This window comes from Phytohabitans sp. LZ39, from assembly GCF_059359075.1.
On the sequence record NZ_JCADBM010000022.1, the window covers coordinates 62179 to 87247 of the forward strand.

The following is a 25069-nucleotide window of genomic DNA, read 5'->3' on the forward strand; positions in this document are numbered from 1 at the left end:
CGGATACGCCCTGCGGGACGGTGGTCGCGACATATGAGGATGCAGCCGCGGCAGCAGCTACTTGAGGTGTGGCGGGCGACCGCGCGATCGTCCCTCCAGGACGGTAAGTGGACATGGGGCGGTCGTGACCGGGCCAATTCGATCAGCGACGCGGAGCAGTTGCTCTGCCTGATGACACCGGCCACCTCGGTCGAGTCGTTCGGCATCGACCAGCCCAACGCGACCGACGATGACGTCGCCACGGCGCTGCGCCTGCTCGGCGACCCGGTCGAGGTCCCGCAGCGGCTGGTCCGTGTCCTGACCGACTACATGGAGCGCTATACCGATCCGGCCGGCACGCCCATCTTCTCCGGTGACAGCTACTTCCGCAGCTCGGCGCCGGACCAGGAGCCGACCCACGCGCAGGCGGCCCTCGACGTGGTCGACTCGTTCGCCATGTCGGTGACCCTGGCGTTGGCCACGATCGGTTTCCTCCGGGTGTTCCGTGCCGAGTTGCTGCGCCGGGAGGATATCCGCGGCGAGGTCGACGCGCTGGAAAAGCTGGCCAGCACGCGGCTGACCGCCGCGATGGTGGGGTTGTTGCGCAGCTTCACCGTTTCGGTGTTCGACGCCGACTCCAGGGCCGGCCGTGCACTGGTCCGCACGGCCAACCAGACGGGCCTTCCCAGCCGCCAGGTCGTCGACTCGGTGCGGCGAGCCCTCCGCCAGGTCAGCGCCACACTGCGCGAGGTCACGATCGGTTCCGGTGCCCAGCAGGTGCTCGACCTCGACAACCCCAACCGTCTCTTCGAGTGCGGCTGGTCCTGGGGCATCGTCGCCAACGCGCCGAAGATCAAGCTTGACGATCCCGACGTAGACATCGGCGAGCAGGCCGACGGCGTCGCACAGGAGGCCCCCTACCTCTACTTCACGGTGGTCGCCCTCGACGGCATCGCGGCCCTCTTCTCCGAGCGCACCCGCATCCTGGGCCTGCTCAACGAAGAGCAGCAGCGGCTGTCCCGGGCGCTACAGATCCGGTGGGACCTCACCCAGCAGTACTGGGCGACGATCGCGTCGTTCGATCCGGTGCGCTGGCCGCTGGAGGACATCCCGTGGCGCACCACGGACGAGATGGAAAACGACTACCTGAGTCTCCTGGTAAGCGCGGTGACGGTCCAGGAGCTGGAGAGCCGGCGGGGGTCCGATGTGGATCTCGAGCGGGTCGGCCGGGTCCTGGAGGAGTTGGCCAACCGGGGTCGTGTCACGCGACGGCCGCTGGCGCGCGATGCGGCGGTCAGCCTGCACGCACCAGGCTTCACCTTCGAGCTGGAGGGGAGCGAGGAGCTGGGCGGGCCCCGGCTCACCTGGCTCGCGTCCGACTACTCGCCGCTGCTGCTCAAGCGCACGCTCCAGGTGGCTGGTCTGGTCCGCGACCCCGACCTGCGTGGACGGCTGCTGGCCCAGGCCGACATGGTCTGGGATCACCTGGTCAAGCGGCGCCTCACCGACGGCAACGGCCGTGACCTGTGGGACCGGCCGGCCGGGGCGTTCGAGTCGGTCACCGGCGGCGACGACGCCCCTTCGTGGTACTACACGGAGCGCGTCGTCGAGTGCTTGGTCACCGCGGCCAACCTCGTCAGTCGTTCACCGCTGCGCAGTGAGCGGCTCACCGAGTTGGCAGGTGAGCTGCTCAACGAAGCAGACCACCTCTTCGACCAGGAGCTCATGGGTGGTGGCGGTGACGCCGGCCCCGCGTTGCGGCACGCACTGCAAAACGCCCGGGCCAGCCTGCGCCGGGCCCGCCAGCTGCTCAGTGACCGGCCGGGCACGGCGTACGTGCTCGCCAGCGACGTGCTGCGCGAGCTCGACCGACTCGCGGCCGCGCGGCAAAACGTGTTCGAGGCGGACTGAGTGCTTGTCTTCGCGACCTCCGACAAGGGCGGCACCGGGCGGTCGGTGACCAGCAGCAACGTCGTGTACCGGCGTTCGCTGCAAGGCAGTGACGTCTGCTACCTCGACTTCGACTTCGGCTCGCCCACCGCCGGCACCATCTTCAACGTCGACGGCGCCATGCGCGGGGTGCGGACCGGAAACGGGCTCCACTCGTACATGCTGGGTCGTGTCTCGGACCCGCTGGCGCTCGACATCTGGACCGACTCCGACCGGCCCAGCCTCCGGCACCGCCCGCCCGGCGCGGGGCGGTTGGTGCTCTACCCCGGTGACGCCGGCGGCAGCGAGTTCTCGATCGACGGCGACGTCGTCAAGCGGTGCATCCGGCTGCTCCGCCGGCTCGACGAGGAGTTCGACCTCTGCCTGCTCGACCTGAGCGCCGGCCGGTCGTACGCGACGGAGATGGTGCTCGCCGCGACGGCGGCGCCGGAGATGCAGTCGGTGACCGCCCGCTGGCTGGTCTTCCACCGCTGGACTCGGCAGCACATCATCGCGGCCAACGGCCTCGTCCACGGGCAGCGGGGGATCATCGAGGTGGGGCGCGACCGGGGCCACGACCCGCAGCGGCTCAGCGACGCGATCCGCTACGTCCGCACGGCCGTCGTCGATCCCAACTCCGAGGAGCTCGCCGGCCTCCGTTCTTCCCAGGTGGCCTGGCTCCGCGACTGCAACCGCGACCTTCAGGAGTTGGCCAGCGCGCGCAAGGTCGGACGCACCACGATGCTCGGCGCGATCCCGCTGGATCCGGTGCTTCAGTGGCGCGAGCAGCTGATCTCCGACAACGACGTGTACGCCCGGCAGATCGCCAACCGGGATACCGTCGACGCGTTCGAGACACTCGCGAAGCGCCTGACCGAAGATGCGGCTTGGGTGACACTCTGATGTCCGCCGACGCCATCTTCCGGGAGGCAGCGGCGGAGCGGCGGGTCAAGCGGGTGCCTCTCTCGCACCTCTCGATCGAGCTCGGTCACCTCTACATGGAAGACTTCGTGCAGGGGCCGGAGCGGCTGCGCGAGCTTTTCCGCCGCGTCGTCCCGTGGACCGCCGCCGCGCGCCAGACCTGCGCCGACAGCCTGCCCGGCAAGCGACCCCGGATCAGCACCTGCTTCCTCGTCGACGACTATTTCACCCGGTTCAGGTCGCCGGCGGCCGTCGTGCCGGATGTGCTCGAGCTGGCCAGGGAGAGCGGCCTCGAGATCGACTACCTGGCGCGCGAGTCAGGCTGCGCCAAGGCCGACGGCGTGCCGCTCGCGCGCCTGGTCGAGGGGCGAATCGTGCCCGATCCGCCGCCGGACACCAACGGTGCCCGGCCCCCCATGACCGAGTCGGGCTGGCTTTCCAACGGTCAACGGTCGCCGGTCAGCGGCTCGCCGGAGGCCATGGGGAGCGTCATGAAGTGGCATCCGCCGGTGCAAAACGCGGCCAACCGCCATTCGGTCTTCGTCGACATCGAGCTGTGGGACGAGGGCCGGGGCGGTCGCACGTGGTCGTGCTCGTTCCTCGCGGCGGTGTGGCAGCTGCTGCGTCTCGGCATGCTCCGCAACGAGGGCGAGCCGGTCGCCGTGCCGCAGCCGTGGACCGAGGAGTGGCCGGACGACTGGGACGAGCTGCCCGCGGTGATCAAGGTCAATCCGACCGCGGCGCCGTTCAGCGCCTACGCGACCATGTCGGTCCTGTCCAGTCGCTTCCTGCCGATCGAGATTGGCGTGCGGACCATCCTCAGCCAGGTGTGGCCGGATCAGGACGTCATCCGGCAGCTGCGCGAGTCGGCGGAGCGAGACGGCGTGCGGCTACCCGCCAACCTGGTCGACCGCCTCTCCTACGCCTTCACGTGACCGGCTCGGCCGCCAGCCACAGCTCCTCGAACTGCTTGATCAGGTCGTTGACCCGGCTGACCCGGCGCACCAGCCGGGTGTTGACGATCGTCGGCTTGGAGTCGCCCTCCATGCGTGAGGCGGGCGTCGTCTCGTAGCTGATCACCCGGTCGAAGAGGACGAAGTCGAACAGGGAGCTCTTGCGCAGCCGCGGGTTGGCCGACGGGTCGAGGATCCGCACCTGGATGCCGATCTCCTCCTGGCGGGCACACACGGTCCGGAGACCTGAGTCCTTGGTCAGGCCGGGTTGGTCGACGATGAAGACCCGGCGAACCGCCACGTCGCGGCGGATCGCGTCGCGCTGCGCCTCCAGGTAGCGCTGGCCCAGGTCGCTGTGCCAGAGGCCGTCGTCGGTGAACCGGGCGCCCCCGGCGTCCACTGTGGTCAGGCTTGTGGCATCGATCGTGGAGTTGGCGGTGCGGGCCAGGCCGAGCAGCCAGTCGCGGTCCTCCCCGTCGTATGTGACGTCGGAGCCGGCACCGAACTCCCGCAGGAACGCCGACATCCGCGCGATCTCCGACTGGGCGAACTCGTAGACGATCGCCGGGGAGGTGACGTCGATTCGTGTGGAGTGGCGCACCAGTTGCGTCACGAGGTCGGTGCGGATAGCGGACGCCTCGACAAGGCCGAATAGCTCGGTCGCTTCGTTGATCTTGGTGAACTTCTCCTCGACCGTCCGCGCGACCGCGGTGAACCGCTCGCGGACCGACGACTCGGTCTCGGACGCGTGGCGGGTCAGCCCCGCCTCGACCGCGGAGAGCCGGTTGTCGAACTCGACCAGGAAGTCGACGACGAGGGTGACCCCACCTACGAACGCGCCCAGCAGCACCGCGTAGATGTCCGGCTGGTCGGCGAGGTTGGTCACGAAGTAGGCGATGCCACTGGTGAGCAGCGTGAGCCCCACTTTGCGCAGGATCCGCCCCCGGACGTCGCCCCTCGTCATGAGCTACCCGCGCCCGCCACCGATTCGCTCAGCATGACTATCGTGCCGGCCGCCAGCTGGTCGCGGATGCGGTTGACCGAGGCCACCCACTGCCGGGTCATCCCCGGTCGTCGCTCCAGTGCCTCCCAGACGTCGCGATCGACCCGCGCGGCCGGCATCCACAGGTGGAGCAGGTGGTCGATGGCCGGGCCGAACTTGCGGACCACCTGGGCCCGGTCGACCGCGCCGATGTCGCTCCCTTCGATCAGCGACTGGAGGCAGGTCAGGAGCCAGTCGTGTAGCGCGATGTCCGCACACACCTCGGCGATCGCGGCGGTGTCGCGGCTGTCGCCGCGCAGGCGCAGGGTGCGCAGGCCACGCTCCTCGATCGCGAACAGGACCAGGTGCTCGTCGTCACCGTCGATCGCGGCCCAGCGCAGGTGCGTTCGCTGCGTGCGAAGCGGCGCCTTCTGGTCCAGTTCGGACGATGTCTGCACCTGATGCATGACCTCGGTGCACATCGCGCCAAGGTCGAGGCTGTCCGGCGGATACGCCTCCGAGAGGAAGCCGTCGGCCAGGTCGGTGGAGTCCACTTTGCCCAGCGCCTCCACGATGCCGGGGCGGGTCAGGTAGTGCGGCCACGAAAGGCGGCGGTCGGTCTCGCTGCAAATCACCCTGGTGAACGCGGAGCCTTGCAGCACGTGCCCCCCGGTGATCGCGGCGCGGGTGACCACGGTGCCGATCGCGCGGTGTCGGGCCTTGGACGCGGCCACGAGCTTGCAATCCACGCCGCGAAGCACGTCGGGAGAGACCGCGTACGGCAAGGGGCGGGCCGATCGTCGGACGCGCTCGCCCTCCACGAGGCGGAGCACGTGGGCGGATCGGCCTGGCGATACCGAAGTGGAGTTTCGCAAGAATCCGGTGTGGACTTCGCCGAGGGTCAGCATCGCGCCTCCAGCGACCGGGGGACGATGCATCGATTGGACCGCACGTTGTGCGGTTTGCGCAACCTAATGGGCACTCTGCGTATTCCTCGATCGAGAGATGACGGTTAATGTCGAACGGTGACCCCACGCCAGGCAGACGTCCTCGTTATCGGCGCCGGCGTCTCGGGCCTGACGACCGCCGTGTGTCTGGCCGAGGCCGGCTACATGGTCCGGGTCCGCGCCACCCGGCCCCCGCTGCACACCACCTCTTGCTCCGCGGGGGCGCTCTGGGGACCGTACCTCGTGGAGGACGACCGGGTCCTCACCTGGTGCGAGGAGACCCGGCGAGCGATGGAGCGGCTGGCGGGGGAGGAGACCGGCATCCGCATCGCCACCGGCGTCGAGGCATCGAAGACCACAATGGACCCTCCGGCCTGGGCGCGGGCCCTCGACGGCTTCGCGATATGCGGGCCCGATGACCTTCCCGAGGGCTACCTGACCGGGTGGCGATACACGGCGCCGACCGTGGACATGCCTACCTACATGGCCTACCTCACCCGGCGTTTCCTGGAATCCGGTCGCGGCGCGCTGGAGACCGGTGTGCTTCGCTCGCTCGCCGACGCGGCCACGCTGGCGGAGGTCGCGGTCAACTGCACAGGTTACGGCGCGCATCAGCTCGTGCCGGACGCCCAGGTCACGCCAGTTCGTGGCCAACTCCTCGTCGTCGACAACCCGGGCATCGAGCGGTTTTTCGCCGAAGCCGAGGTGGCGGTCGACGGTGCCGACCCCACCGAGCTGACCTACATCCTCCCGCATGGCGACCACGTGGTGCTCGGGGGCACGGCGGTCCCGGGGCGGCACGACGTCAGCGAGGACGAGGCGGCCGCCGAAGGCATCCTGCGGCGGTGCGTGGCGGTGGAGCCTGCCCTGGCGGGAGCGACTGTCCGCGCCAGCCGGGTGGGCATCAGGCCGAGCCGCCGGCACGTAAGGGTCGAGCGGGTCGACGTCGACGGGGCACACGTAGTGCACAACTACGGGCACGGCGGGTCGGGTGTCACCCTCTCCTGGGGATGTGCCGCCGAAGTGCTGCGCCTGGTTCGGGAGGTCGACCGCAAACCGGGCCCGGTGCCGAACTCGGCGCCGGGCCCGGACGGTGAAGCGGTGGTTACGCCACCGAACAGCTGAGTGTCGGTGCCGTGTTGGGCCCGTTGGCGGTGAAGCCGAACGTCGTCGACGCGCTCGCGTTCAGCGCGCCGTTGTAGTTGGCGTTCCGCACCGTCAGGTTTGGTGCCGTGCCGGACAGCGAGCCGTTCCAGACGCTCTGGACGCTCTGGCCCGACGCGGTCGTCATGCCGACGGACCAGCCGGAGATGTTGGCCGTGCCGCTGTTGCGGACGGTGACCTCACCCTGGAAGCCGCCGTTCCACGAGCTGACCGAGCGGAACGTCGCCGAGCAGGCGCCGGTACCCGGACCGGGGCCGGGGTTACTGGTGGTCGGGCCGGGCGTCGGGGTGTCCGGCGGGCCGGTGGTGCCCTGGCCGGGGCCGATGCCGGTGACCTGGCCGTTGCCGCCGTCGAAGGTGACGTCGGAGCAACCGAAGAAGTTTTCGGCGCTGTCCGAGCGGACCCAACGCGAGTAGATGATGTGGCGGCCGCTCTTACCCGACGGCAGGTTGCCGGAGAAGTAGTAATGACCGTCGTTGGTGCCCACCGCACCGCGCTGGGGCGGGTTGGTGACCGTCAGGAACGGCGTGGACTCCAGGTCGCTCCAGGCCAGCGGACGCGTGGGGCTCCAGTTGTTGTTGGTCACGTAGAAGTAGAACGTGCCCGGGTGGTGCGCCCAGTTGCTGTACCGGAACTCGATGTTCGCGCCCGCGGTCAGGTGGGTCAGCGGCCAGTCGTTACGCGCCAGGTTGTACGCCGAGAAGGTGGAGTTGCCACCACTGCACAGCTGCCCGTCCGGCACGAAGCCGGTCGTGCGGCCGGCCGCGTCGGAGCGCAGGACGCTGAACCAGTTGTACAGCGGGTTGGCGCCACCCTGGTTGACCGCGGCGGTACAGGCCGGGTTGTTGGGGATGATCTGGCCTGTGGACGAGAGGCCGTCCTTCCAGCACAGGAAGGTACGACTGCCGGGCACCATCGCGGCGCCGTGCGCCTGAGCCGCGCCGGGCGTGATAACTGTGACGATGCCAGCGGCAACCACAGCGACGGCGGCGGCAGCCGCTGCCCTGCGTAGAAGTTTCACCTTGGTCTCCCTTTCATTGCGGGTTCCGGTGACGCGTGGTGGCGGGCACCGGATTCGGGAGAGATGCAGACGGAACGCGCGGCAGGTCGGCTCGACGCACCCGTCCGATCTCGGACGCACACGCGCCTCTCACATGACCCAACCCGGCAACCGGCCCGGCGCGTGTCAGCCCTGCGCCGCCCGGCATCGACATTGCACCATGAATCGATATCCAGGGCAATAGCCGCCCGTCGATGTCGTCGCCGCTAGGCTCCCGGGTGGGCGGCCGCGGCCGCGCGGACCAGCTCGGCCACCGTGGCGAGGTCTACGTCGGACAGGCGCTTGATGCGGACGCAGCTGCGGCCGATGTCCGCCTTCGGGAGGCGGTCGCGGTAGGTCTCGGCCAGGTAGCGGTCGCCGTCGGAGGCGCTGACGTAGAGCGAGATGTAGGCGCGGCGGCCGGCCAGCCCCACCACGAACCAGTCGCCCTCGCGGCCGCTGTCGTAGCGGTAGTGGTAGGTGCCGTAGCCGACCATGCCCGACTGCATGTGTGGCTCGAGCTCGGGCGCCTCGCGGCGGATCAGCTCGTGCAGCACCCGCACCTCGTCCCGGCGTGACTCCGGGAGCGTGGCGATGTATTCCTCGGGTGTCTTGACCTCGGCGTCCATGGCACTCGCGCCCATTCTGTCAGACCCTGCTGCCACTCTGTGTGCCATGACGAGGTCACACGATGCGGTGATGGCTTACTGGGCGGCGGCCGAGGCGCGCGACTGGGCGGGCTTCGCCGAGCTGCTCGCCGCCGACGTGGTCTACGAGCTGCCGCAGACGCGGGAGCGCATCGTCGGCCGGGAGCGCTACCTCCAGTTCAATGTGGAGTACCCGGGGGATTGGCACCTCACGGTGGAGATGGCGGTCGGTGAGGAGCGGCACGCGGCGACGTGGGCGCGGTTCACGGTGGGCGGGGAGGAGCAGCAGGCGCTTTCATTCTTCGAGTTCGACGACGCGGGCCTGATCACGAAGGTCACCGACTTCTGGCCCGAGCCCTACGAGCCGCCGGCCGGGCGCGAGCACCTGGTGGAGCGTTACTGAGCGCGGCCCGACAGCTCGGCGTAGCCGCGGCGTACGGCGACGCGGGCGGCGTCCGGGCCGAAGGGGGCCTTGGCGGCGACCGACGCCACCGGGGCCCCGTCGCGGTGGCCGTCGCGGATCAGCCAGTCGAGCGCGGTCAGCTCTTCGTGCTGGCCCTTCACGAAGTGGGGGCCGACCGGGGCGCCGTGGCCGGGCACGACCACGGTCTCGGGGGTGGTGAGCCGCAGCAGCGCGGCCAGTGCCTCCGGCCACTCCAGGGGGTAGGCGTCGCCGAAGGACGGGGGTGCGCCCTCCTCGACCAGGTCGCCGGCCACGATCACGTCGGCGTCGGGTACGTGCACGACCAGGTCGCCGGCGGTGTGGCCGCGGCCCAGGTGGCGCAGCACGACCCTGCGGCCGCCCAGGTCCACGGTGGACTCCTGGTGCACGGCGCGGTTGGGCGCGAGGATAGGCGCCTCGGCCAGCTCGCCGGCCAGGTCGGGGGCGAGCCGCAGCGCCTCCTCGTACGCTTCGCGCCGCACCGCCTCGGGGCGCGAGCGCAGCAGCGACACCGTCTCCTCGTGCGCCCAGATGTCGCACGGCGCGTCGCCGGCCAGGGTCGCGTTGCCGAAGGTGTGGTCGAAGTGGTGGTGGGTGTTGACCAGCGCCCACGGCGCGGCGGTCACCTGGCGGGCGGCGGCGGCCAGCTCGGCGGCCTGCGCGGGCGTGGCGAGGGTGTCGACGATCAGGGCCACGCCGTCGCCGAGTATCAGGGTCGCGTTGACGTCGAGCACCGGGTAACGGAGCACGAAGACGTCGTCGGCGACCTCCGCGAAGCTACTCACCTGGCCCACCTCTGGCTCACTCGCTACGCTCGCTCACTCACCGAAGGCGCGCTCCACGAACTTGTGCCGGTCGACGAGCACCCGCTCGACGCGGCCCTCGGCGACGGTGGTCGAGCCGTCGGTCACGGTCACCTCGAAGAGCAGGCGGCGACCGTCGACCTTGGCCAGCTGGGCCTGTGCCACGACCGTGCGGCCGACCGGAGTCGGCGCCTTGTGGTCGAGCTCGACCCGCGTGCCGACCGTGGTCATGCCGGCCCGCATCCGCTGGGCCGTCGCCACCACCGTGGCGGCCTCGACCAGTGCGAGCACGCGGGGCGTGCCGAGCACCGGCACGTCGCCCGAGCCCAGCGCCTGCGCGGTGTCGGAGTCGGTGACGGTCAGCTCCACCCGGGCGGTCAGCCCCGGTGCGAACCCGGGGCCGAGCTGGTCGGCGCTCGCTCCGCTCACGCTGGGACCCGGGGGACGGCTCCCGCCGTCCTCGTCGCTTCGCTCCTCGGGCCGGCGGTCGCCCGCCCCAGGGTCCGGCTGCTGCTCCATGCCGCATAGCGTAGGCGCTCCGGAACCGGACAGACCACGTATCCGCGTACCGAACGCGCCCACCGGCCATTCGGCGTACCACCATGGTTAACCTGGAACCCGATGGCCGTGACGATCTCTCCCGCGCCCGCCGATTCCCCGCCTCCCGTGCGCGACCGGCGGCGCCAAGTGATCGCGATGGGCCTCTGGGCGGTGCTCTTCGTGGCCGGCTGGCTCGTCATCGGCCTGCCGACCGACCCGCTGTACGCGTTCGGCTGGCTCTGGACCGCCACGATCGCCTGGCGGATCGAGCGGCCGTGGCGCTCCCACCTGGGCTTCGCCCGCGACTGGCTGCCGGTGGTGCTGCTGCTCGTCGGGTACAACCTGTCCCGCGGCTTCGCCGACAACGGCGCCACCCCGCACGTGCTCGAGCTCGTCGCGGCCGACCGGTGGATGTTCGGCTGGGCGACCGGCGGCGAGGTGCCCACGGTCTGGCTCCAGCAGCACCTCTACGACCCCGATCGGGTCCACTGGTACGACGTGCTGGTCAGCTGGGTGTACTTCTCCCACTTCGTCGTCTCGCTCACCGTCGCGGTGGTGCTGTGGCTGATCGCGCGGCCGCGGTGGGCGGCGTTCATGCGGCGGTGGGTGTTCCTCTCGCTGGCCGGCCTCGCCACCTACTTCCTCTACCCGGCCGCGCCGCCGTGGTGGGCCGCCCGCTACGGCCTCATCGAAGACGTCGTCCGCATCTCCACCCGGGGCTGGAAGGCGATCGGCATGCACGGCGCCGGCAACATGCTCAACGTGGGCCAGGTCGCCGCCAACCCGGTGGCCGCGATGCCGTCGCTGCACACCGCGTTCGCGCTCTTCGTGGTGGCCTTCTTCCTCAACTCGGTGCGCAAGCGCTGGTGGCCGCTGCTGCTCGCGTACCCGCTCGCGATGACCTTCACCCTCGTGTACTCGGGCGAGCACTACGTGATCGACGTGCTGGTCGGCTGGGCGTACGTGGGGCTCACGTTTCTGGCGGTGGGGCTGGGTGAGCGGTGGTGGGCGCGGCGGAAGGCTGCCGAGCCGCCCGCGAACGCTCCGCCAGTGTCGCCGCCAGCTCCCACGCCTCACTGACGTCCCGGTCACGGGCGGCGGCACTCGGCCCGCCGGCGGTGTCCGCGTAGACGGTGGCGAGGCCGAGGCGCCGCTGGAGTGGCCCGCGCACCACGCGCACGCTCTGGATCCGGGCGAATGGCACGACGAGCACCTCGCGGGTCAGCAGCCCTTCCCGGTGCGCGACCACCCGATCGGTCAGCGCGGAGCCGAGCACCCGCCAGGCGAGCGGGTGCAGCCAACGGGCCCGCCGCGAGGGCGGCGTGAACGGGATCTCGTCGAGCGCGACGCCGGGCAGTGCCTCCGCGAGCACGGACCTGGCGGTCTCCGGGGTGCCGACCGGCAGCAGCCGCCCGCCGCCGGACTCGTCGCCCGAGGTGGGCGCGGCGACGCCGGCCACGTGCGGGCGCAGCCGCAGCCACCGCTTGCCCCGCCACAGCAGCGGCCAGGTGGCGGTGACCGCCTGGAGCCGGTCGAGCGGCACGGTCTGGCTGCGCGTCTCCAGCAGGCCGCCGCGCAGGCGCAACGAGCTGTCCTGGCTGGCCAGCCGGAAGTTCCAGTCGGCGAGGATGCGGCGCACCGGCTGGAGCAGCACGCCGGCCATCGCGGTGAGGGTGCTCGCGATGCCGATGAACGACCAGGTCGCCTCCGACACGAACTGGATGACCACGAACGCGACACCGAACGGCAGGAACACCGTCTGCGGGGTGAGCAGTTGGCTGACCAGCAGGTCGCGGTTGGCGACCGCGTGGATCGGCCGCTCGGCGTGGGCGGTGGGTGCCGGCTCGCCCTCGGCCACCTCGGCGAGGACGGGCGCGCTCGCCTTGCCGGCCAGCACGAGCAGCCGCTCGCGCAGCGTGCGGGCCTCGTCGGCGGTCAGGAACGCGAGCGGCGCCTCGGTCTTGCCGCCGCCCACCACCTCCAGCCGCAGCTCCGCCAGGCCGGTGAGCTGGGCCAGCAGCGGGCGGACGACCTCGACCGACTGGAGCCGCTCCAGCGGGATCGCCCGGGTGCGCCGGAAGACGAGCCCCTCGTGTATCCGCAGCTCGCGGCCGACGACCTGGTAGCCGGTGAAGTACCAGCTGACCGCGGAGAGGACCAGCTGGCCGATGAGGGCGGCGACCACCATGGCGGCGAACCAGCCCAGACCGACCCGCCCGAGCGTCTGCCAGGAAAGCGCCGCGATGATCACGGCGAGCGCGCGGGCACCCTTGAGCCACGGCGTCAGCGGGTGCAGCCGCCGCCTCGGCTCGGCGGCGACGGCGGTGGTGGCGTGGGGCTCTCCGGCGGTGCGGCTCGCGGCGGGTGGCGGCCCTGAGCCTGATGGCTCGCTCACAGGCCCTCCGCGCGGTCCTCGCCGAGCGCGGTCAGGCGGTCACGCAGGCGGGACGCCTCCTCCGGTGGGAGGCCGGGGACCTTGGCGTCGGAGGCCGCCGCGGCGGTGTGCAGCTGGACGGTGGCCAGCCCGAACGCCCGCTCCAGCGGCCCGGCGGTGACGTCGACGAACTGCATCCGCGCGTACGGGACGATCGAGAGCCGGCGCACCAGCAGCCCGTGGCGGACCAGCAGGTCGTTGTCGCGCTCGGCGTACCCCCAGGCCTTGACCGCCCGGAAGATCACGATGACCCGCCAGACGGCCTGGACCACGGAGAGGGCCAGCGCGAGGCCGAAGAGCCAGTGGCCGGTCAGCGCCCAGCCGATGCCCAGCCCGCCGAAAACGAAGATCATGAAGATGCCGTACTGGATCAGCTCGACCCAGATCAGGTTTCGCGAAACGGGCCGCCAGTCGACGGTCTCCGGCCACGGCTCCAGCGCACTGGTGGGGGCGGTCACGCATCCAGGCTACGGTCAACCTCGCGCAGGAACCCACGCGCGGCCAGGAAGTCGCTCAGGTGCTCGCGGTGGGCCTCACAGGCAAGCCACACCTTGCGCCGCTCGGGCTGGTGGATCTTGGGATTATTCCACCGCAGGGCCCACTGGGCCTGCTCCTGGCATCCGCGCGCTGAGCACAGCATGATCAGAAGTTTACGGGCACGGAAAGAATAAGAGCGCCGGGCGGCCACGGGGGAAGCCGCCCGGCGACGGCTGAATCGTACACACTGAAAACCCCCTCATGTCTACCCGTTCGTCGTGCCTCTTTGGCGTCTGGCCGTAAGCCGTAGCGGCGGCCGGACGTTCGGTGGCCGCGAGCAGCCACGACGTGCGGGACGGACCGGATTTCCGGCGCTGCGACCCCGGCTGGTTAGCTGGGCGTGTAAGGCTTGGTGCGGCAGCACCTCGCCTTAATCTCGATGACGCCGCACCGCACTGGAGGACCGGTGGCCAACGCGACCACGCCAGAACAGCCCGACGCGCCGGTTGACACGCCTCCCGCGGGCAGCACCCCGGCACAGGACGCCACGCTGCTCGAACGCGCGTTGTTCGAGGTCAAGCGGGTGATCGTGGGTCAGGACCGGATGGTCGAGCGGATGTTCGTGGCGCTCCTGGCGCGTGGCCACTGCCTGCTGGAGGGCGTGCCCGGCGTCGCCAAGACGCTTGCCGTGGAGACGCTGGCCAAGGTTACCGGCGGCACGTTCGCTCGGATCCAGTTCACGCCCGACCTGGTGCCGGCCGACATCATCGGCACCCGGATCTACCGGCAGTCGAGCGAGAAGTTCGACGTCGAGCTCGGCCCGGTGTTCGCCAACTTCCTGCTCGCCGACGAGATCAACCGCGCGCCCGCCAAGGTGCAGTCGGCGCTGCTGGAGGTCATGTCCGAGCAGCAGGTCTCGATCGGCGGCGAGACCCACGAGGTGCCCCACCCGTTCCTCGTCATGGCGACCCAGAACCCGATCGAGCAGGAGGGCGTCTACCCGCTGCCCGAGGCCCAGCGCGACCGCTTCCTCATGAAGATCATCGTCGGGTACCCGACGGACGCCGAGGAGCGCGAGATCGTCTACCGGATGGGCGTCAGCCCGCCCGAGCCGTCGGCGATCTTCACGCCGGGTGAGCTGATCGCGCTCCAGCGCAAGGCCGACCAGGTGTTCGTGCACAACGCGCTGGTCGACTACTCGGTGCGGCTGGTGCTCGCCACCCGCACACCGGCCGAGCACGGCATCCCGGACATCGCGCCGCTCATCCAGTACGGCGCCAGCCCGCGCGCCTCGCTCGGCATCGTGCGCGCCACGCGGGCGCTCGCGCTGATGCGCGGCCGCGACTACGCGCTCCCGCAGGACGTGCAGGACGTCGCGCCCGACATCCTCCGCCACCGCCTGGTGCTCAGCTACGACGCGCTCGCCGACGACGTGCCCGCCGACCACATCGTGGCCCGGGTGATGGCCTCGGTGCCGCTGCCGACGGTCGCGCCGCGGCAGAGCGCCAGCCCGACCCCCGCCCCCGCCTCCGGCCCGCCGATGGGTGCCCAGCCCGCTCCCGCCGGTGCGTGGCCCAACCTGCCATGAGCCCGCCGCTCGACGCGCAGACCACGGCGCGGGCGGACGCGGTCCTCTCCCGGCTCCAGCTGCTCGTCACCCGCAAGCTCGACGGGCTGCTCCAGGGCGACTACGTGGGGCTGCTGCCGGGTCCGGGCAGCGAGGCGGGGGAGTCGCGCGAGTACCGCCCGGGTGACGACGTGCGGCGCATGGACTGGCCGGTCACCGCGCGCACCACGTTTCCACACGTGCGGCAGACCGTCGCCGACCGCGAGCTGGAGACGTGGATGGCCGTCGACCTGTCCGCCAGCCTCGCCTTCGGCACCGCCAAGCACCTCAAGTCCGAGCTGGTGATCGCGGCGACCGCGGCGCTCTCCTACATCACCGTCCGCGGCGGCAACCGGATCGGCGCGGTGGTCGGCACCGGTGCGCAGATGCAGCGCCTGCCGGCCCGCCCCGGACGCAAAGAGGCGCAGGGGCTGCTGCGCGCGATCGCCCGTACCCAGATCAGGCCCGGACGCTCCGACCTGGGTGCGCTGATCGACATGCTCAACCGCCCACCACGCCGGCGGGGTGTGGCTGTGGTGATCTCCGACTTCCTGGCTCCGGTCGAGCAGTGGGCACGCCCCGTGCGCAAGCTGAGCGTGCGCCACGACGTGCTCGCGATCGAGGTGGTCGACCCGCGCGAGCTGGAGCTGCCCGACGTGGGTGTGCTCACGCTCGTCGACCCGGAGACCGGCGCGCTGCACGAGGTGCAGACCGCCGACCCCAAGCTGCGCAGCCGGTACGCGGAGGCGGCCGGCGCGCAGCGCGCGGCCATCGCACAGGCCCTGCGCGCGGCGAACGCCGCCCACCTGCGCCTGCGCACCGACTCCGACTGGCTGCTCGACATGGTCCGCTTCGTCGCCGCCCAGCGGCACGCACGCACCCGAGGGACGACGCGATGATCCGCTTTCTCGAGCCGTGGTGGCTGCTCGCGCTGCTGCCGGTGGTCGCGATCGCGGCCGTGTACGTGTGGCGGCAGTTCCGCCGCAAGCAGTACGCGGTCCGCTTCGCCAACCTCGACCTGCTGCGCACCCTCGCGCCCAAGGGCCTCGGCTGGCGCCGCCACGTGGCGGCCGGCACCTTCCTGCTCGCGCTGCTCGCGCTGGCCACCGCGATGGCCCGCCCCTCGATCGATCGCGAGGAGCCGCTCGAACGCGCCACCATCATGCTGGCGATCGACGTGTCGCTGTCGATGGAGGCCGACGACGTGGCGCCCAGCCGCATCGAGGCGGCGCAGGAGGCGGCGAAGCAGTTCGTGACCGAGCTGCCGCCGACCTACAACCTGGGGCTCGTCTCGTTCGCCAAGTCGGCCAACGTGCTGGTGCCGCCCTCGAAAGACCGGCTCGCGGTGCAGCAGGCCATCGACGGCCTCACCCTGGCCGAGGCCACCGCGACCGGCGAGGCGGTCTTCACCTGCCTGGAGGCGGTGCGCTCGGTGCCGGCGGACGGCGCGCAGGGCATCCCGCCCGCGCGCATCGTGCTGCTCTCCGACGGGTACCGCACGTCCGGCCGCTCGGTCGAGGAGGCTGCGTCGGCCGCCGCCGCGGCGAACGTGCCGGTCTCCACGATCGCCTTCGGCACCGACGCCGGCGTGGTCGACATCGGCGGCCAGCTCCAGCCGGTGCCGGTCGACCGGCTCGCGCTGGCCGAGCTGGCCGAGACCACGCAGGGCTTCTTCTACGAGGCGGCGTCGGTGAGCGAGCTCAAGCAGGTGTACGAGGACATGGGCAGCTCGATCGGCCACCGGGTCGAGCCGCGTGAGGTAACGCAGTGGTACGCGGGGATAGCGCTGCTCTTCGCGCTGGCCGCGGGAGGCATGAGCCTACTGTGGACGTCCCGCCTGCCGTAGGCCGCAACGCGGGATGCACGAGCGTCCGTGGCGATTTCTGGCCCCTGGAGGGGCCAAAACTCGCCACGGACGCTCAGTTTGGTCTCCAACCGGCGGCTATGAGGGCGGCGCGCAGGTCGGTGAGCACCTCTTCGGGACACTGGCGCAGCGCCCAGCCCGGAAAGCGCAGCAGCCGCTCTCCGGCGATCGCGATCTCGTTGTGCTGCCGCATGTCCGCGTACCACGCCTTCACGTCCATGTGCTGCGCACCGTCGATCTCGACGTGTACCGCCCAGGGGTCGAAGTACACGTCGCGATAGCGGCGGCGACCGGACCGGTCGGTGCGGCTGACCTGACGCGACGGCTCGGGTAGCCGGGCACGGCGGCACAGCCGGGCAAAGTCGATCTCCAAGATGGACTCGGCGCCGCCGGCCGCGTCCGTGATCGCCGCAACGATGACCTTGCGTCGGCCCACCCTCGGCATCCGGGCCAGCGCGGGTTCGACGTCGACGAGCCCGACCAGGCGCTGCTGGAAGCATGCGGCGATGATCGTGACGGCTTCCCGGTCCGTGCGGGCCCACTGGGCCGCGTCGATCATCGAGCGGGCCGGCATCGTGCAGGGCGGGTTTCCCGCCGGGTGCCGGTCCTCGACCGCGACGTGCCGCGTGCGGTGCACGACCACGCCGGGAGGCGGATCGGTGTCTCGCCGCTGCGCGCCGACAAGCACGTGGATCGGGCGGACGGCGAATCCTCGAAGGCCGTGCACCGCGAGTGCGGACAGCCCGGCCAGCGGCGCGACAAGCCCGCGGCCCACGGCGAGCGCCGCGATCCAACGGCGCTGGTGCTCGCTGACCGCTCCCGTCCGCGCGAGGTAGACCCCACGGTGTGCGGCCAACCAGCGCCCAGTGGTGAGCCTATGCCGGATCGCCTTGGCGGACAGGTAGCGAAGCGCCTGGCGGCGACTTATCACCCCGTCCTGACGAAACAGCAGGAACTCGAGATCCCCCGCCTCGTCGGGCCGAAACGCGCGGATGTCGTCGACACGTTGATACCCAGCCACGGTCCACCAGTGTCGGGGTGGGGTCCGACAAGTTCAGGTGGGGCGGTCCAGGCGGTACACGACGACGGGCGTGCCGGTGAGTTCGGAGGTCTCGCGGTCGAGGTGGAAGCCCAGCCTGCGGGCGAGGCCGATGCTGGCCGCGTTGTCGGGGTGGATGACGGCGGTGACGTGGTCGTTGGGGAGGTTGGCCCACAGCCAGGCGAGCCACGCCTCGCTGGCCTCGCGGGCGTAGCCCTTGCGTTGCGCGTCGCGGGCGATGACGTAGCCGAGCTCGAGCATGCCGTCCGGCCAGTAGTGGAGGCCGGCGCGGCCGATCAGGCGGCCGGTGGTGCGTTCGATGACGGCGCTCTGGCCGTGGCCGTGTTGGCGCCAGATGGTCTGGAAGCGGGCCACCTGGAGACGAGTGCCCTCAAAGGACAGTCGGGAGCCGCCGATGTACGCCGCCACCGCGGGGTCGGCGTAGATGGCGGCCAGGGCCTCGGTGTGCGTGGCGTCGAGCGGCGGGAGGTCCAGCCGCTCGGTGCACAGCACCAGGTCTCCGGACAAGGAGCCTTCAGACGAGGACGAAGAGGACGACGACCCAGACGGCGGCGAGGGTGAAGCCCAGCGGGGCAGCGTAACGGTTCATGGCGGTTCTCCGGTGGCGAGTTACGCGCGGCGGCGCGCCCGAGGCCGTGACCCGGGCGCGAAAGGGAGAGGAGAGACCGGTCAGCTCAGCTGACGCGTGGCCCGGCTATGACTAGGGGGATCGCTATCTCGCACAGCGATCACCTCCATAGGTAGTCCGGGCTCAGAACCGTCCGTCATCGTACACCCCGGGCACCCGCCGCACCTACTTGGCCGATCGGTCGGCGTGCGGTGTCCACCCGGCCGGCCACGGCCGGGAAGACCGTGCACGCGGTGGCCAGAACCGTTGCGAACACGGGGAACCAGAGCATCCGCGCACCTACCCAGGTCAGGCTCTCCGGCGCGGTGTGCAGACCGGGTACGGGCCGGCCGGCGGTGAGCCACGCCATGCCGGCCACCACGGCGATGAGCGCGCTCTGGTGCCACAGGTAGATGGGCATCGCGGCGCGGTTGAGCACCGCGACCGGGCGAGGTGTGGGGCGGCTGTCGAGCCACGGGCGGACCAGCAGCGCGACGCCGATCTGCGCGGTGCCGAGCGCGATCGTGAACAGTGAGGGGGGCGACAGGTTGGAGCGCCCGTCGCCGGGTACGCCGACCGCGCTCATCGGATAGTCGAGCCACCGGATCAGCACGGCCATCGCCACCGCGCCGCCCACCAGCATCGCCAATCCGGTGCCGCGGCCGGTCAGGCGGCCGGCGGCGAGCGCCATGCCCAGGGTGTACGGCACGAGCCAGGCCGCGAGCACCGTCAGCGGGAGCCAGCCGAGACCGGCGTCGGCGAGCGCGACCACGGCCACCGCCGGGATGGCGGCGGCCGGTCCGGCGCGGCGCAGCGGGGCGGTCAGCGCCAGCAGCGCGACGAAGGGCAGCAGGAACCACAGTGGACTGACGACGAGCGTGCCGACCGTGTCCAGGGTCACGCCGGGCACGCCGGCCATGGCGGCGACGACCAGCGCGAGCGTCCACAGTGCACCGAAGCCGGCCACCGGCAGGACCAGCCGGGGCAGGCGCCGGTGGAGCGGGCGGCGGGAGCGGGCCGCGGCGTACCCGCCGGCGAAGAAGAACAGCCCGAGGGTTTGCAGCACCCACGTCACGGGTGCGAACGACGGCAGCGCGCTCAGTGGGCTGGCCTGGTCGATCCCGCCGCCGGGGCCGAGGACGAGCCCGGTCACCAGCCAGTGCCCGAGGACGACGCCGGCGATGGCGACGGCGCGGATCGTGTCGACCGCCCGGTCCCGGGGCTGGCTCGACCTGGAGCTGGATGCGGAGCGGCCAGCTCGGTTCGAAACGGCGGCCGGGGCCGAAGCGAGCGGAGCGAGCCAGCCAGCAGAGTCCCGGTCCGCGTTCACGAGTCCACCGCCACGATGCCGGCGACGGCGGTGAGCGTGGCTGAGCCGTCGGTCAGGTACTCGGGATGGCCGTCCACCCCTTCCGTCGGGAGCCGCCGCGCGCCGAACGAGGAGTCGGCCGGGTGCGTGCCGAGGCCCAGGTCGAAGAGGCGGATGCCGGGTACGAAACGGATCCAGTCGTGCGGTGACTCGGCGGCCCATACGCGGGCGGTGGTGTGCAGGTCCGCCGCGCGGTCCGCGCCCATGCCCGGTGCGCCCAGCGCGACGATGTCGGTCACCTGCGGCGGCAGGTGCGCCGCGGCGTAGCCGATGACCAGCGCGCCGTAGCTGTGGCCGATCAGCGTGATCCGTGCGTGCGGATGGCCGGCCACGAGCGCTTCGACGTAGCGGATGAGCGCCTGGGCACCCGCCTCCGCCGAGGTCGAGCGGGCCGCCTCCAGCCCGAGCCCTTCCGGCGGCCGGTAGCCGAGCCAGGCCACGACCGCGACCTCGCCGGGTTCCGTGCGCGGGGCGGCGGTGGCGTACAGCGCGCGGGCCATCGCGCCGGTCGTCCGGGAGAGGTTCGCCGAGTTGGTGCCGACGCCGGGCACCAGGACGGCGATGCGGTCCGCTGTGGACGGTTGGCCGACCACGTCGACCGCGGTGGTCGCCGGGAGCGCGGCGCCGGCGTCGTGCGGCGGCGCGACGAGCACGGCGCCGAGCAGCGCGGCGGTGGCGGCGTACCGGATCCGGTTCATGCCACGAAGAGTGGGCCGGGGCCCACGCTCCACGCGTCAGACCGGGGTTTGCTCTTACCCTTAGGACCGGGGTACTACTCCCCGGCGGCGACCAGACCCGTCTCGTACGCCAGGACGACCGCCTGCGCCCGGTCGCGGAGGTTGAGCTTGGCGAGGATCCGCCCGACGTGGGTCTTCACGGTCTGCTCGGCGACCACGAGGTCGTCGGCGATCTCCCCATTGGACCGTCCACGTGCGATCAGCCGCAGCACCTCCGTCTCCCGCGGGGTGAGCGCGGACAGCACGGTCGGGCGCGGGCGGTTGCGGCTGGGCCGGGCGGCGAACTCGGCGATCAGCCGCCGGGTCACCGAGGGCGCCAGCAGCGCCTCGCCGCCGGCCACCACGCGCACCGCCTGCACCAGGTCGGCGGCGGGCGCGTCCTTGAGTAGGAAGCCGGAGGCGCCCGCGCGCAGCGCCTCGTAGACGTAGTCGTCGAGGTCGAACGTGGTCAGGATCAGCACCTTCGGCCGTTCGCCGCCCTCCGGCCGGGAGCCGATCAGGCGGCGGGTGGCCTCCAGGCCGTCGAGCACGGGCATGCGCACATCCATGAGTACGACGTCCGGGTCGAGGCGGCGGGCGGCGGTGACCGCGTCGGCGCCGTTCGCCGCGTCGCCGACGACGAGCAGGTCGGGCTGGGCGGCCAGCAGCGCCCCGAACCCCTGCCGCACCATCGCCTGGTCGTCGGCGATGAGCACGCGGATCACTCGCCGCTCCCGGGCTCCGGCTCAGGGGGCGGCGCGTAAGGCAGCCGGGCCGCCACGGCGAAGCCGCCGTCCGCGGTGGCGCCGGCCGCGAAATCCCCGCCCAGCAGCGTCACCCGCTCGCGCATGCCGGCGATCCCGTGCCCCTCGCCTTGTGGCGACTCGGGCGGCGCCGTCGGGGGGCCATTGTGGACGCGCAGGCTCAGGTCCGCGAGCCACGGCCGGATCTCCACCCGCACGGCCGCCCCCGGCGCGTGCCGGCTCGCGTTGGCGAGGGCTTCCTGCACGATCCGGTACGCGGCGAGCCCGACCGCCTCCGGTGGCGGCTCACCCTCGGCGACGTCGAGCGAGGCGTCTACACCGGCCCGCTGCGCGCTGGTCACCAGCTCGGGGATGTCGGTGAGCCCGGGCTGGGGCGCGATGAGCCGTTCGCTGTCTTCGCTGCGCAGCACGCCGAGCAGGCGGCGCATGTCGGTGAGCGCCTGGCGGGCCGCCATCGCCATCGACGTGAACTCGGCGCGGGCGGTCTCGGGCAGGTCGGGGAGGCGGTACGGCGCGGTCTCCGCCTGTACCGCGATCATGGACATGTGGTGGGCGACCACGTCATGCATCTCCCGCGCGATCCTGGTGCGTTCCTCCAGCACCGTACGCCGTGCCTTCTCCAGCTCGCTCACCTCGGCCTGCTCGGCGAGCTGCTCGCTGAGGCTGCTGCGGCTGCGCGCGATCCGGGCGATCACGTCGGCGACCAGCACCACGACGACGAAGAGCAGCGACACGCCGGGGAGGTCGGCGGGCGGCACGAAGATCCAGACCGCGAGCAGGCTGAACGCGAGCATCCACATCAGCACCGCGCGGTCGACCCGGGCGCCCACGACGAGCAGCACCAGCAGGATGACGAACACGTGGCCAGGGCTCCACGGCCAGGTCTCGTTCCCGCTGTTGAACGTGCCGAAGAGCATGCTGACGAACATCAGCCGCCACGCCCAGAGGGGCCGGGAGAGGAGGAACGGCAACGGCAGCACCGTGAGGATGGCGATGAGCCAGCCGCTGATCGGCGGCAGCTCGCGGGCGTCGATCAGGTACGCCGCCGTGCCGACCGTGACGCCGACGAGCGCGAGCACGGCCACGGTGGGCGCTACCAGCCGGAGGCGCGGCCACGGCAAGGGCACGGTGACCGGCGGGTAGTCCGGTCCGCCGAAGAGGCGCTTGAGCGCGTTCCAGGCGCCGCGCGAGGGGGAAGCCACGTCTCGCAGGTTACGGTGTGTGATCAATCGCGTCGTACCGCCGTGGTGTGATCCTCGGTGTCATACCCCGGTAGTGTCTGGGCCGTCGGCGCAGCCGCGACGAGGAGTGGAGGAGCCACGATGGCCCGCACCGTGCTGGTGACCGGGGGCAACCGGGGGATCGGCCTGGCGATCGCGCAGGCGTTCGCGAAGCAGGGGGACCGGGTGGCCGTCACCCACCGCGGCAGCGGGGTGCCGGGCGACCTCTTCGGCGTGCGGTGCGACATCACGGACACGGCTGCCGTCGACGCGGCGTTCTCCACCATCGAGGCCGAGCTCGGCCCCGTCGAGGTGCTGGTGGCCAACGCCGGCATCACCGACGACACGCTGCTGCTGCGGATGTCGGAGGAGCAGTTCACCCGGGTCATCGACACCAACCTCACCGGGGCGTACCGGCTCGCCAAGCGGGCGGCCTCGAAGATGCTGCGGGCCAGATGGGGCCGGATGATCTTCATCTCCTCGGTGGTCGGGCTCTACGGATCGCCCGGCCAGGTCAACTACGCGGCGAGCAAGGCCGGCCTGGTCGGCGTCGCCCGCTCGATCACCCGCGAGCTCGGCACCCGTAACATCACCGCGAACGTGGTGGCGCCCGGCTACGTCGAGACCGACATGACCGCCGCGCTGCCCGAGGACCGCAAGGCGGAGTACCAGAAGCTGATCCCGGCCGGCCGCTTCGCCGCACCCGACGAGGTGGCGGGCGCGGTGACCTGGCTGGCGAGCGACGCCGCCGGATACATCTCCGGCGCGGTCATCCCGGTCGACGGTGGCCTGGGAATGGGCCACTGAGAAAGAAGGGTCGTACGTGTCTGGACTCCTCGCCGGCAAGCGGCTGCTCATCACCGGCGTCATCACCGATCAGTCGATCGCGTTCTCGACCGCGAAGCTCGCGCAGGAGCAGGGCGCCACGGTCGTGCTGACCGGCTTCGGCCGGCTTTCGCTGGTCGAGCGGATCGCCAAGCGGCTGCCCGAGCCGCCGCCCGTCATCGAGCTCGACGTGCAGAACTCCGAGCAGCTCGCCGGGCTGGCCGACAAGGTGCGCGAGCACGTGGACGGGCTCGACGGGGTGGTGCACTCGATCGCGTTCGCGCCGCAGAGCGCGCTGGGCGGCGGGTTCCTCGACGCCGGGTGGGACGACGTGAGCACGGCGCTGCACGTCTCCACGTACTCCTACAAGGCCCTCGCGATGGCCGCGCTCCCGCTGATGAGCCGCGGCGGATCGGTGGTCGGGCTGACCTTCGACGCGCAGTACGCCTGGCCGGTGTACGACTGGATGGGCGTGGCGAAAGCCGGCCTGGAGTCGGCCTCCCGCTATCTCGCGCTGCACCTGGGCAAGCAGGGCATCCGCAGCAACCTCGTCTCCGCCGGCCCGCTGCGCACGATGGCGGCCAAGTCGATCCCCGGCTTCGAGCAGTTCGAAGACGAGTGGGTGAAGAAGGCGCCGCTCGGCTGGGACCTGGGCGACCAGCAGGCGGCGGCCAAGGCGATCCTGATGCTGCTCTCCGACTGGTTCCCCGCCACCACCGGCGAGATCGTGCACGTGGACGGCGGGTTCCACGCGGTAGGAGCCTGAGGTGTACGACGCTCTGCTCCTGGTTTCCTTCGGCGGGCCCGAGCACCCCGACGACGTGTTGCCGTTCCTGGCGAACGTCACGCGGGGGCGCGGTGTGCCCCCCGAGCGGCTGGCCGAGGTGGCCGAGCACTACCAGCACTTCGGCGGGGTGTCACCGATCAACCAGCAGTGCCGCGCGCTGATGGGGGCGATCCAGGAGGGCACCGACCTGCCGGTGTACTGGGGCAACCGCAACTGGCACCCGATGCTCGCCGACACCGTGGCGCAGATGCGCGACGAGGGGGTCAAGCGCGCGCTCGCGTTCGTCACCAGCGCCTACGGCGGATACTCCTCGTGCCGCCAGTACCTGGAGGACATCGCGGCCGCGCGGGCGGCGGTGGGCCCGACCGCGCCGGCGATCGACAAGCTGCGGCACTTCCACGACCACCCCGGCTTCGTCGAGCCGCACGCCGACGCGGTGCGCGCCGCCCGGGCCACGCTCCCGCCCGGCGGTGACCTGCGGGTGGTCTTCACCGCCCACTCGATACCCACGTCGATGGCCGCGACCGCGGGCCCGGACGGCGGTCGCTACGAGGCGCAGCTCAACGAGACCGCGGCCCTCGTCTCCGCCGCCGGTGCGCCCGACCTGCCGTGGGACCTCGTGTGGCAGAGCCGCAGCGGCCCGCCGCACGTGCCGTGGCTCGAACCGGACGTCAACGACCATCTCACCGCGCTCGCCGAGCGTGGTGTCACCGGTGTGGTGGTGAGCCCGATCGGCTTCGTCTCCGACCACCTGGAGGTGATCTGGGACCTCGACAACGAGGCCGCCAGCACCGCCAAGCGGCTCGGCCTCGACTACGCGCGCGCCGCCACGCCCGGCACCGACCCGCGTTTCGTGGCGATGGTGCACGATCTCGTGCGGGAGCGTGTTAACGCGCCGGAAAGTGTCCGGCGATCTCGGCTGGGTACCCTTCCGCTCTGGGACACCTGTCCCGTGGGCTGCTGTCCACCACCGCGCAGGGGAGCCGCTCAGTGA

General features: G+C 71.6%; 27 protein-coding genes. 12 read left to right on the forward strand and 15 right to left on the reverse strand.

The features are described from left to right. The first annotated feature begins 33 nt into the window (after positions 1 to 33). The 3 genes from AC5L36_RS33930 to AC5L36_RS33940 are packed head-to-tail and all read left to right on the forward strand — an operon-like array spanning position 34 to position 3764. Positions 34 to 1890 (forward strand): SCO2524 family protein, encoded by a 1857-nt coding sequence (locus tag AC5L36_RS33930; RefSeq protein ID WP_441222692.1) that lies wholly within the window; start codon positions 34 to 36, stop codon positions 1888 to 1890. Then, complete coding sequence (locus AC5L36_RS33935) at positions 1891 to 2811, forward strand: SCO2523 family variant P-loop protein (RefSeq protein ID WP_441222693.1); 921 nt, start codon at positions 1891 to 1893, stop codon at positions 2809 to 2811. Further along, positions 2796 to 3764 (forward strand): SCO2522 family protein, encoded by a 969-nt coding sequence (locus AC5L36_RS33940; protein WP_441222694.1) that lies wholly within the window; start codon positions 2796 to 2798, stop codon positions 3762 to 3764. Before AC5L36_RS33935 ends, AC5L36_RS33940 begins: the two co-directional genes overlap by 16 nt. Here AC5L36_RS33940 and AC5L36_RS33945 read toward each other — a convergent pair. Continuing rightward, entirely contained in the window at positions 3757 to 4746 is a 990-nt protein-coding gene (locus AC5L36_RS33945) for a DUF6879 family protein (RefSeq protein WP_441222695.1), read from the reverse strand. The two genes, AC5L36_RS33940 and AC5L36_RS33945, sit on opposite strands and share 8 nt — an antisense overlap. After that, positions 4743 to 5702 (reverse strand): SCO2521 family protein, encoded by a 960-nt coding sequence (locus AC5L36_RS33950; protein WP_441222696.1) that lies wholly within the window; start codon positions 5700 to 5702, stop codon positions 4743 to 4745. The genes AC5L36_RS33945 and AC5L36_RS33950 overlap by 4 nt, the downstream gene beginning before the upstream one ends. Positions 5703 to 5789: 87 nt before the next feature. Between AC5L36_RS33950 and AC5L36_RS33955 the strand changes: the two genes are divergently transcribed. Next, on the forward strand, positions 5790 to 6836 hold the full coding sequence (locus AC5L36_RS33955; RefSeq protein ID WP_441222697.1) for an FAD-dependent oxidoreductase: 1047 nt from the start codon (positions 5790 to 5792) through the stop codon (positions 6834 to 6836). Here the strand turns inward: AC5L36_RS33955 and AC5L36_RS33960 are convergent. Both AC5L36_RS33960 and AC5L36_RS33965 read right to left on the reverse strand, forming a co-directional pair. Further along, the gene (locus AC5L36_RS33960) at positions 6817 to 7896 is read right to left on the reverse strand and encodes a lytic polysaccharide monooxygenase auxiliary activity family 9 protein (RefSeq protein ID WP_441222698.1); all 1080 of its coding nucleotides are present in this window, start codon (positions 7894 to 7896) and stop codon (positions 6817 to 6819) included. The genes AC5L36_RS33955 and AC5L36_RS33960 overlap by 20 nt on opposite strands. Positions 7897 to 8141: 245 nt before the next feature. Further along, on the reverse strand, positions 8142 to 8558 hold the full coding sequence (locus AC5L36_RS33965; RefSeq protein ID WP_441222699.1) for a DUF1801 domain-containing protein: 417 nt from the start codon (positions 8556 to 8558) through the stop codon (positions 8142 to 8144). A 31-nt stretch (positions 8559 to 8589) separates the two neighbouring features. On the opposite strand from AC5L36_RS33965, the gene AC5L36_RS33970 reads away from it, so the two are divergent. Then, positions 8590 to 8964 carry a nuclear transport factor 2 family protein gene (locus AC5L36_RS33970; protein ID WP_441222700.1) on the forward strand — a complete coding sequence of 125 codons (375 nt, stop codon included), beginning with the start codon at positions 8590 to 8592 and terminating at the stop codon, positions 8962 to 8964. Here the strand turns inward: AC5L36_RS33970 and AC5L36_RS33975 are convergent. Together AC5L36_RS33975 and AC5L36_RS33980 are read right to left on the reverse strand one after the other, a co-directional pair. Beyond that, positions 8958 to 9788, reverse strand: a complete 831-nt coding sequence (locus AC5L36_RS33975) for an MBL fold metallo-hydrolase (RefSeq protein WP_441222701.1) — start codon at positions 9786 to 9788, stop codon at positions 8958 to 8960. The two genes, AC5L36_RS33970 and AC5L36_RS33975, sit on opposite strands and share 7 nt — an antisense overlap. 33 nt (positions 9789 to 9821) lie before the next feature. Further along, positions 9822 to 10235 (reverse strand): thioesterase family protein, encoded by a 414-nt coding sequence (locus tag AC5L36_RS33980; protein WP_441222822.1) that lies wholly within the window; start codon positions 10233 to 10235, stop codon positions 9822 to 9824. Between the two features lie 192 nt (positions 10236 to 10427). On the opposite strand from AC5L36_RS33980, the gene AC5L36_RS33985 reads away from it, so the two are divergent. After that, entirely contained in the window at positions 10428 to 11426 is a 999-nt protein-coding gene (locus tag AC5L36_RS33985; protein WP_441222702.1) for a phosphatase PAP2 family protein, read from the forward strand. Here the strand turns inward: AC5L36_RS33985 and AC5L36_RS33990 are convergent. The 3 genes from AC5L36_RS33990 to AC5L36_RS34000 are packed head-to-tail and all read right to left on the reverse strand — an operon-like array spanning position 11317 to position 13420. After that, positions 11317 to 12741 (reverse strand): PH domain-containing protein, encoded by a 1425-nt coding sequence (locus AC5L36_RS33990; protein ID WP_441222703.1) that lies wholly within the window; start codon positions 12739 to 12741, stop codon positions 11317 to 11319. The genes AC5L36_RS33985 and AC5L36_RS33990 overlap by 110 nt on opposite strands. Beyond that, a complete protein-coding gene (locus AC5L36_RS33995) occupies positions 12738 to 13238 on the reverse strand; it encodes a PH domain-containing protein (protein WP_441222704.1) in 501 nt (166 codons plus the stop codon). Before AC5L36_RS33995 ends, AC5L36_RS33990 begins: the two co-directional genes overlap by 4 nt. Continuing rightward, positions 13235 to 13420, reverse strand: coding sequence for an acetone carboxylase (locus AC5L36_RS34000; protein ID WP_441222705.1), 186 nt, complete (start codon positions 13418 to 13420; stop codon positions 13235 to 13237). The genes AC5L36_RS33995 and AC5L36_RS34000 overlap by 4 nt, the downstream gene beginning before the upstream one ends. A gap of 303 nt (positions 13421 to 13723) precedes the next feature. On the opposite strand from AC5L36_RS34000, the gene AC5L36_RS34005 reads away from it, so the two are divergent. Genes AC5L36_RS34005 through AC5L36_RS34015 form a run of 3 tightly spaced genes read left to right on the forward strand, consistent with a single transcriptional unit; the run spans position 13724 to position 16709 of the window. After that, positions 13724 to 14845 carry an AAA family ATPase gene (locus AC5L36_RS34005; protein ID WP_441222706.1) on the forward strand — a complete coding sequence of 374 codons (1122 nt, stop codon included), beginning with the start codon at positions 13724 to 13726 and terminating at the stop codon, positions 14843 to 14845. Further along, on the forward strand, positions 14842 to 15762 hold the full coding sequence (locus tag AC5L36_RS34010; protein ID WP_441222707.1) for a DUF58 domain-containing protein: 921 nt from the start codon (positions 14842 to 14844) through the stop codon (positions 15760 to 15762). Before AC5L36_RS34005 ends, AC5L36_RS34010 begins: the two co-directional genes overlap by 4 nt. Further along, a complete protein-coding gene (locus AC5L36_RS34015; RefSeq protein WP_441222708.1) occupies positions 15759 to 16709 on the forward strand; it encodes a VWA domain-containing protein in 951 nt (316 codons plus the stop codon). The genes AC5L36_RS34010 and AC5L36_RS34015 overlap by 4 nt, the downstream gene beginning before the upstream one ends. A gap of 73 nt (positions 16710 to 16782) precedes the next feature. Here the strand turns inward: AC5L36_RS34015 and AC5L36_RS34020 are convergent, their stop codons facing one another. From AC5L36_RS34020 to AC5L36_RS34045, 6 genes are all read right to left on the reverse strand, one after another. Next, positions 16783 to 17748: a DUF559 domain-containing protein gene (locus tag AC5L36_RS34020; RefSeq protein WP_441222709.1), complete on the reverse strand. Its 966-nt coding sequence runs from the start codon at positions 17746 to 17748 to the stop codon at positions 16783 to 16785. Positions 17749 to 17781: 33 nt separating this feature from the next. Further along, positions 17782 to 18294, reverse strand: a complete 513-nt coding sequence (locus AC5L36_RS34025) for a GNAT family N-acetyltransferase (RefSeq protein WP_441222710.1) — start codon at positions 18292 to 18294, stop codon at positions 17782 to 17784. 257 nt (positions 18295 to 18551) lie between these two features. Continuing rightward, positions 18552 to 19724 (reverse strand): acyltransferase family protein, encoded by a 1173-nt coding sequence (locus AC5L36_RS34030; RefSeq protein ID WP_441222711.1) that lies wholly within the window; start codon positions 19722 to 19724, stop codon positions 18552 to 18554. Next, a complete protein-coding gene (locus AC5L36_RS34035; protein ID WP_441222713.1) occupies positions 19721 to 20461 on the reverse strand; it encodes an alpha/beta fold hydrolase in 741 nt (246 codons plus the stop codon). The genes AC5L36_RS34030 and AC5L36_RS34035 overlap by 4 nt, the downstream gene beginning before the upstream one ends. A 74-nt stretch (positions 20462 to 20535) precedes the next feature. Further along, on the reverse strand, positions 20536 to 21204 hold the full coding sequence (locus AC5L36_RS34040) for a response regulator (RefSeq protein WP_441222714.1): 669 nt from the start codon (positions 21202 to 21204) through the stop codon (positions 20536 to 20538). Beyond that, positions 21201 to 22445 (reverse strand): sensor histidine kinase, encoded by a 1245-nt coding sequence (locus tag AC5L36_RS34045; RefSeq protein WP_441222715.1) that lies wholly within the window; start codon positions 22443 to 22445, stop codon positions 21201 to 21203. The genes AC5L36_RS34040 and AC5L36_RS34045 overlap by 4 nt, the downstream gene beginning before the upstream one ends. 120 nt (positions 22446 to 22565) lie before the next feature. Here AC5L36_RS34045 and fabG point away from each other — a divergent pair, with 120 nt between their 5' ends. From fabG to AC5L36_RS34060, 3 genes are read left to right on the forward strand one after another with little or no spacing between them, the layout of a single operon-like run. Next, the gene (gene fabG, locus AC5L36_RS34050) at positions 22566 to 23270 is read left to right on the forward strand and encodes a 3-oxoacyl-ACP reductase FabG (RefSeq protein WP_441222716.1); all 705 of its coding nucleotides are present in this window, start codon (positions 22566 to 22568) and stop codon (positions 23268 to 23270) included. 16 nt (positions 23271 to 23286) lie between these two features. Next, on the forward strand, positions 23287 to 24054 hold the full coding sequence (gene fabI, locus AC5L36_RS34055; protein WP_441222717.1) for an enoyl-ACP reductase FabI: 768 nt from the start codon (positions 23287 to 23289) through the stop codon (positions 24052 to 24054). A 1-nt stretch (position 24055) separates the two neighbouring features. Continuing rightward, complete coding sequence (locus AC5L36_RS34060; RefSeq protein ID WP_441222718.1) at positions 24056 to 25069, forward strand: ferrochelatase; 1014 nt, start codon at positions 24056 to 24058, stop codon at positions 25067 to 25069.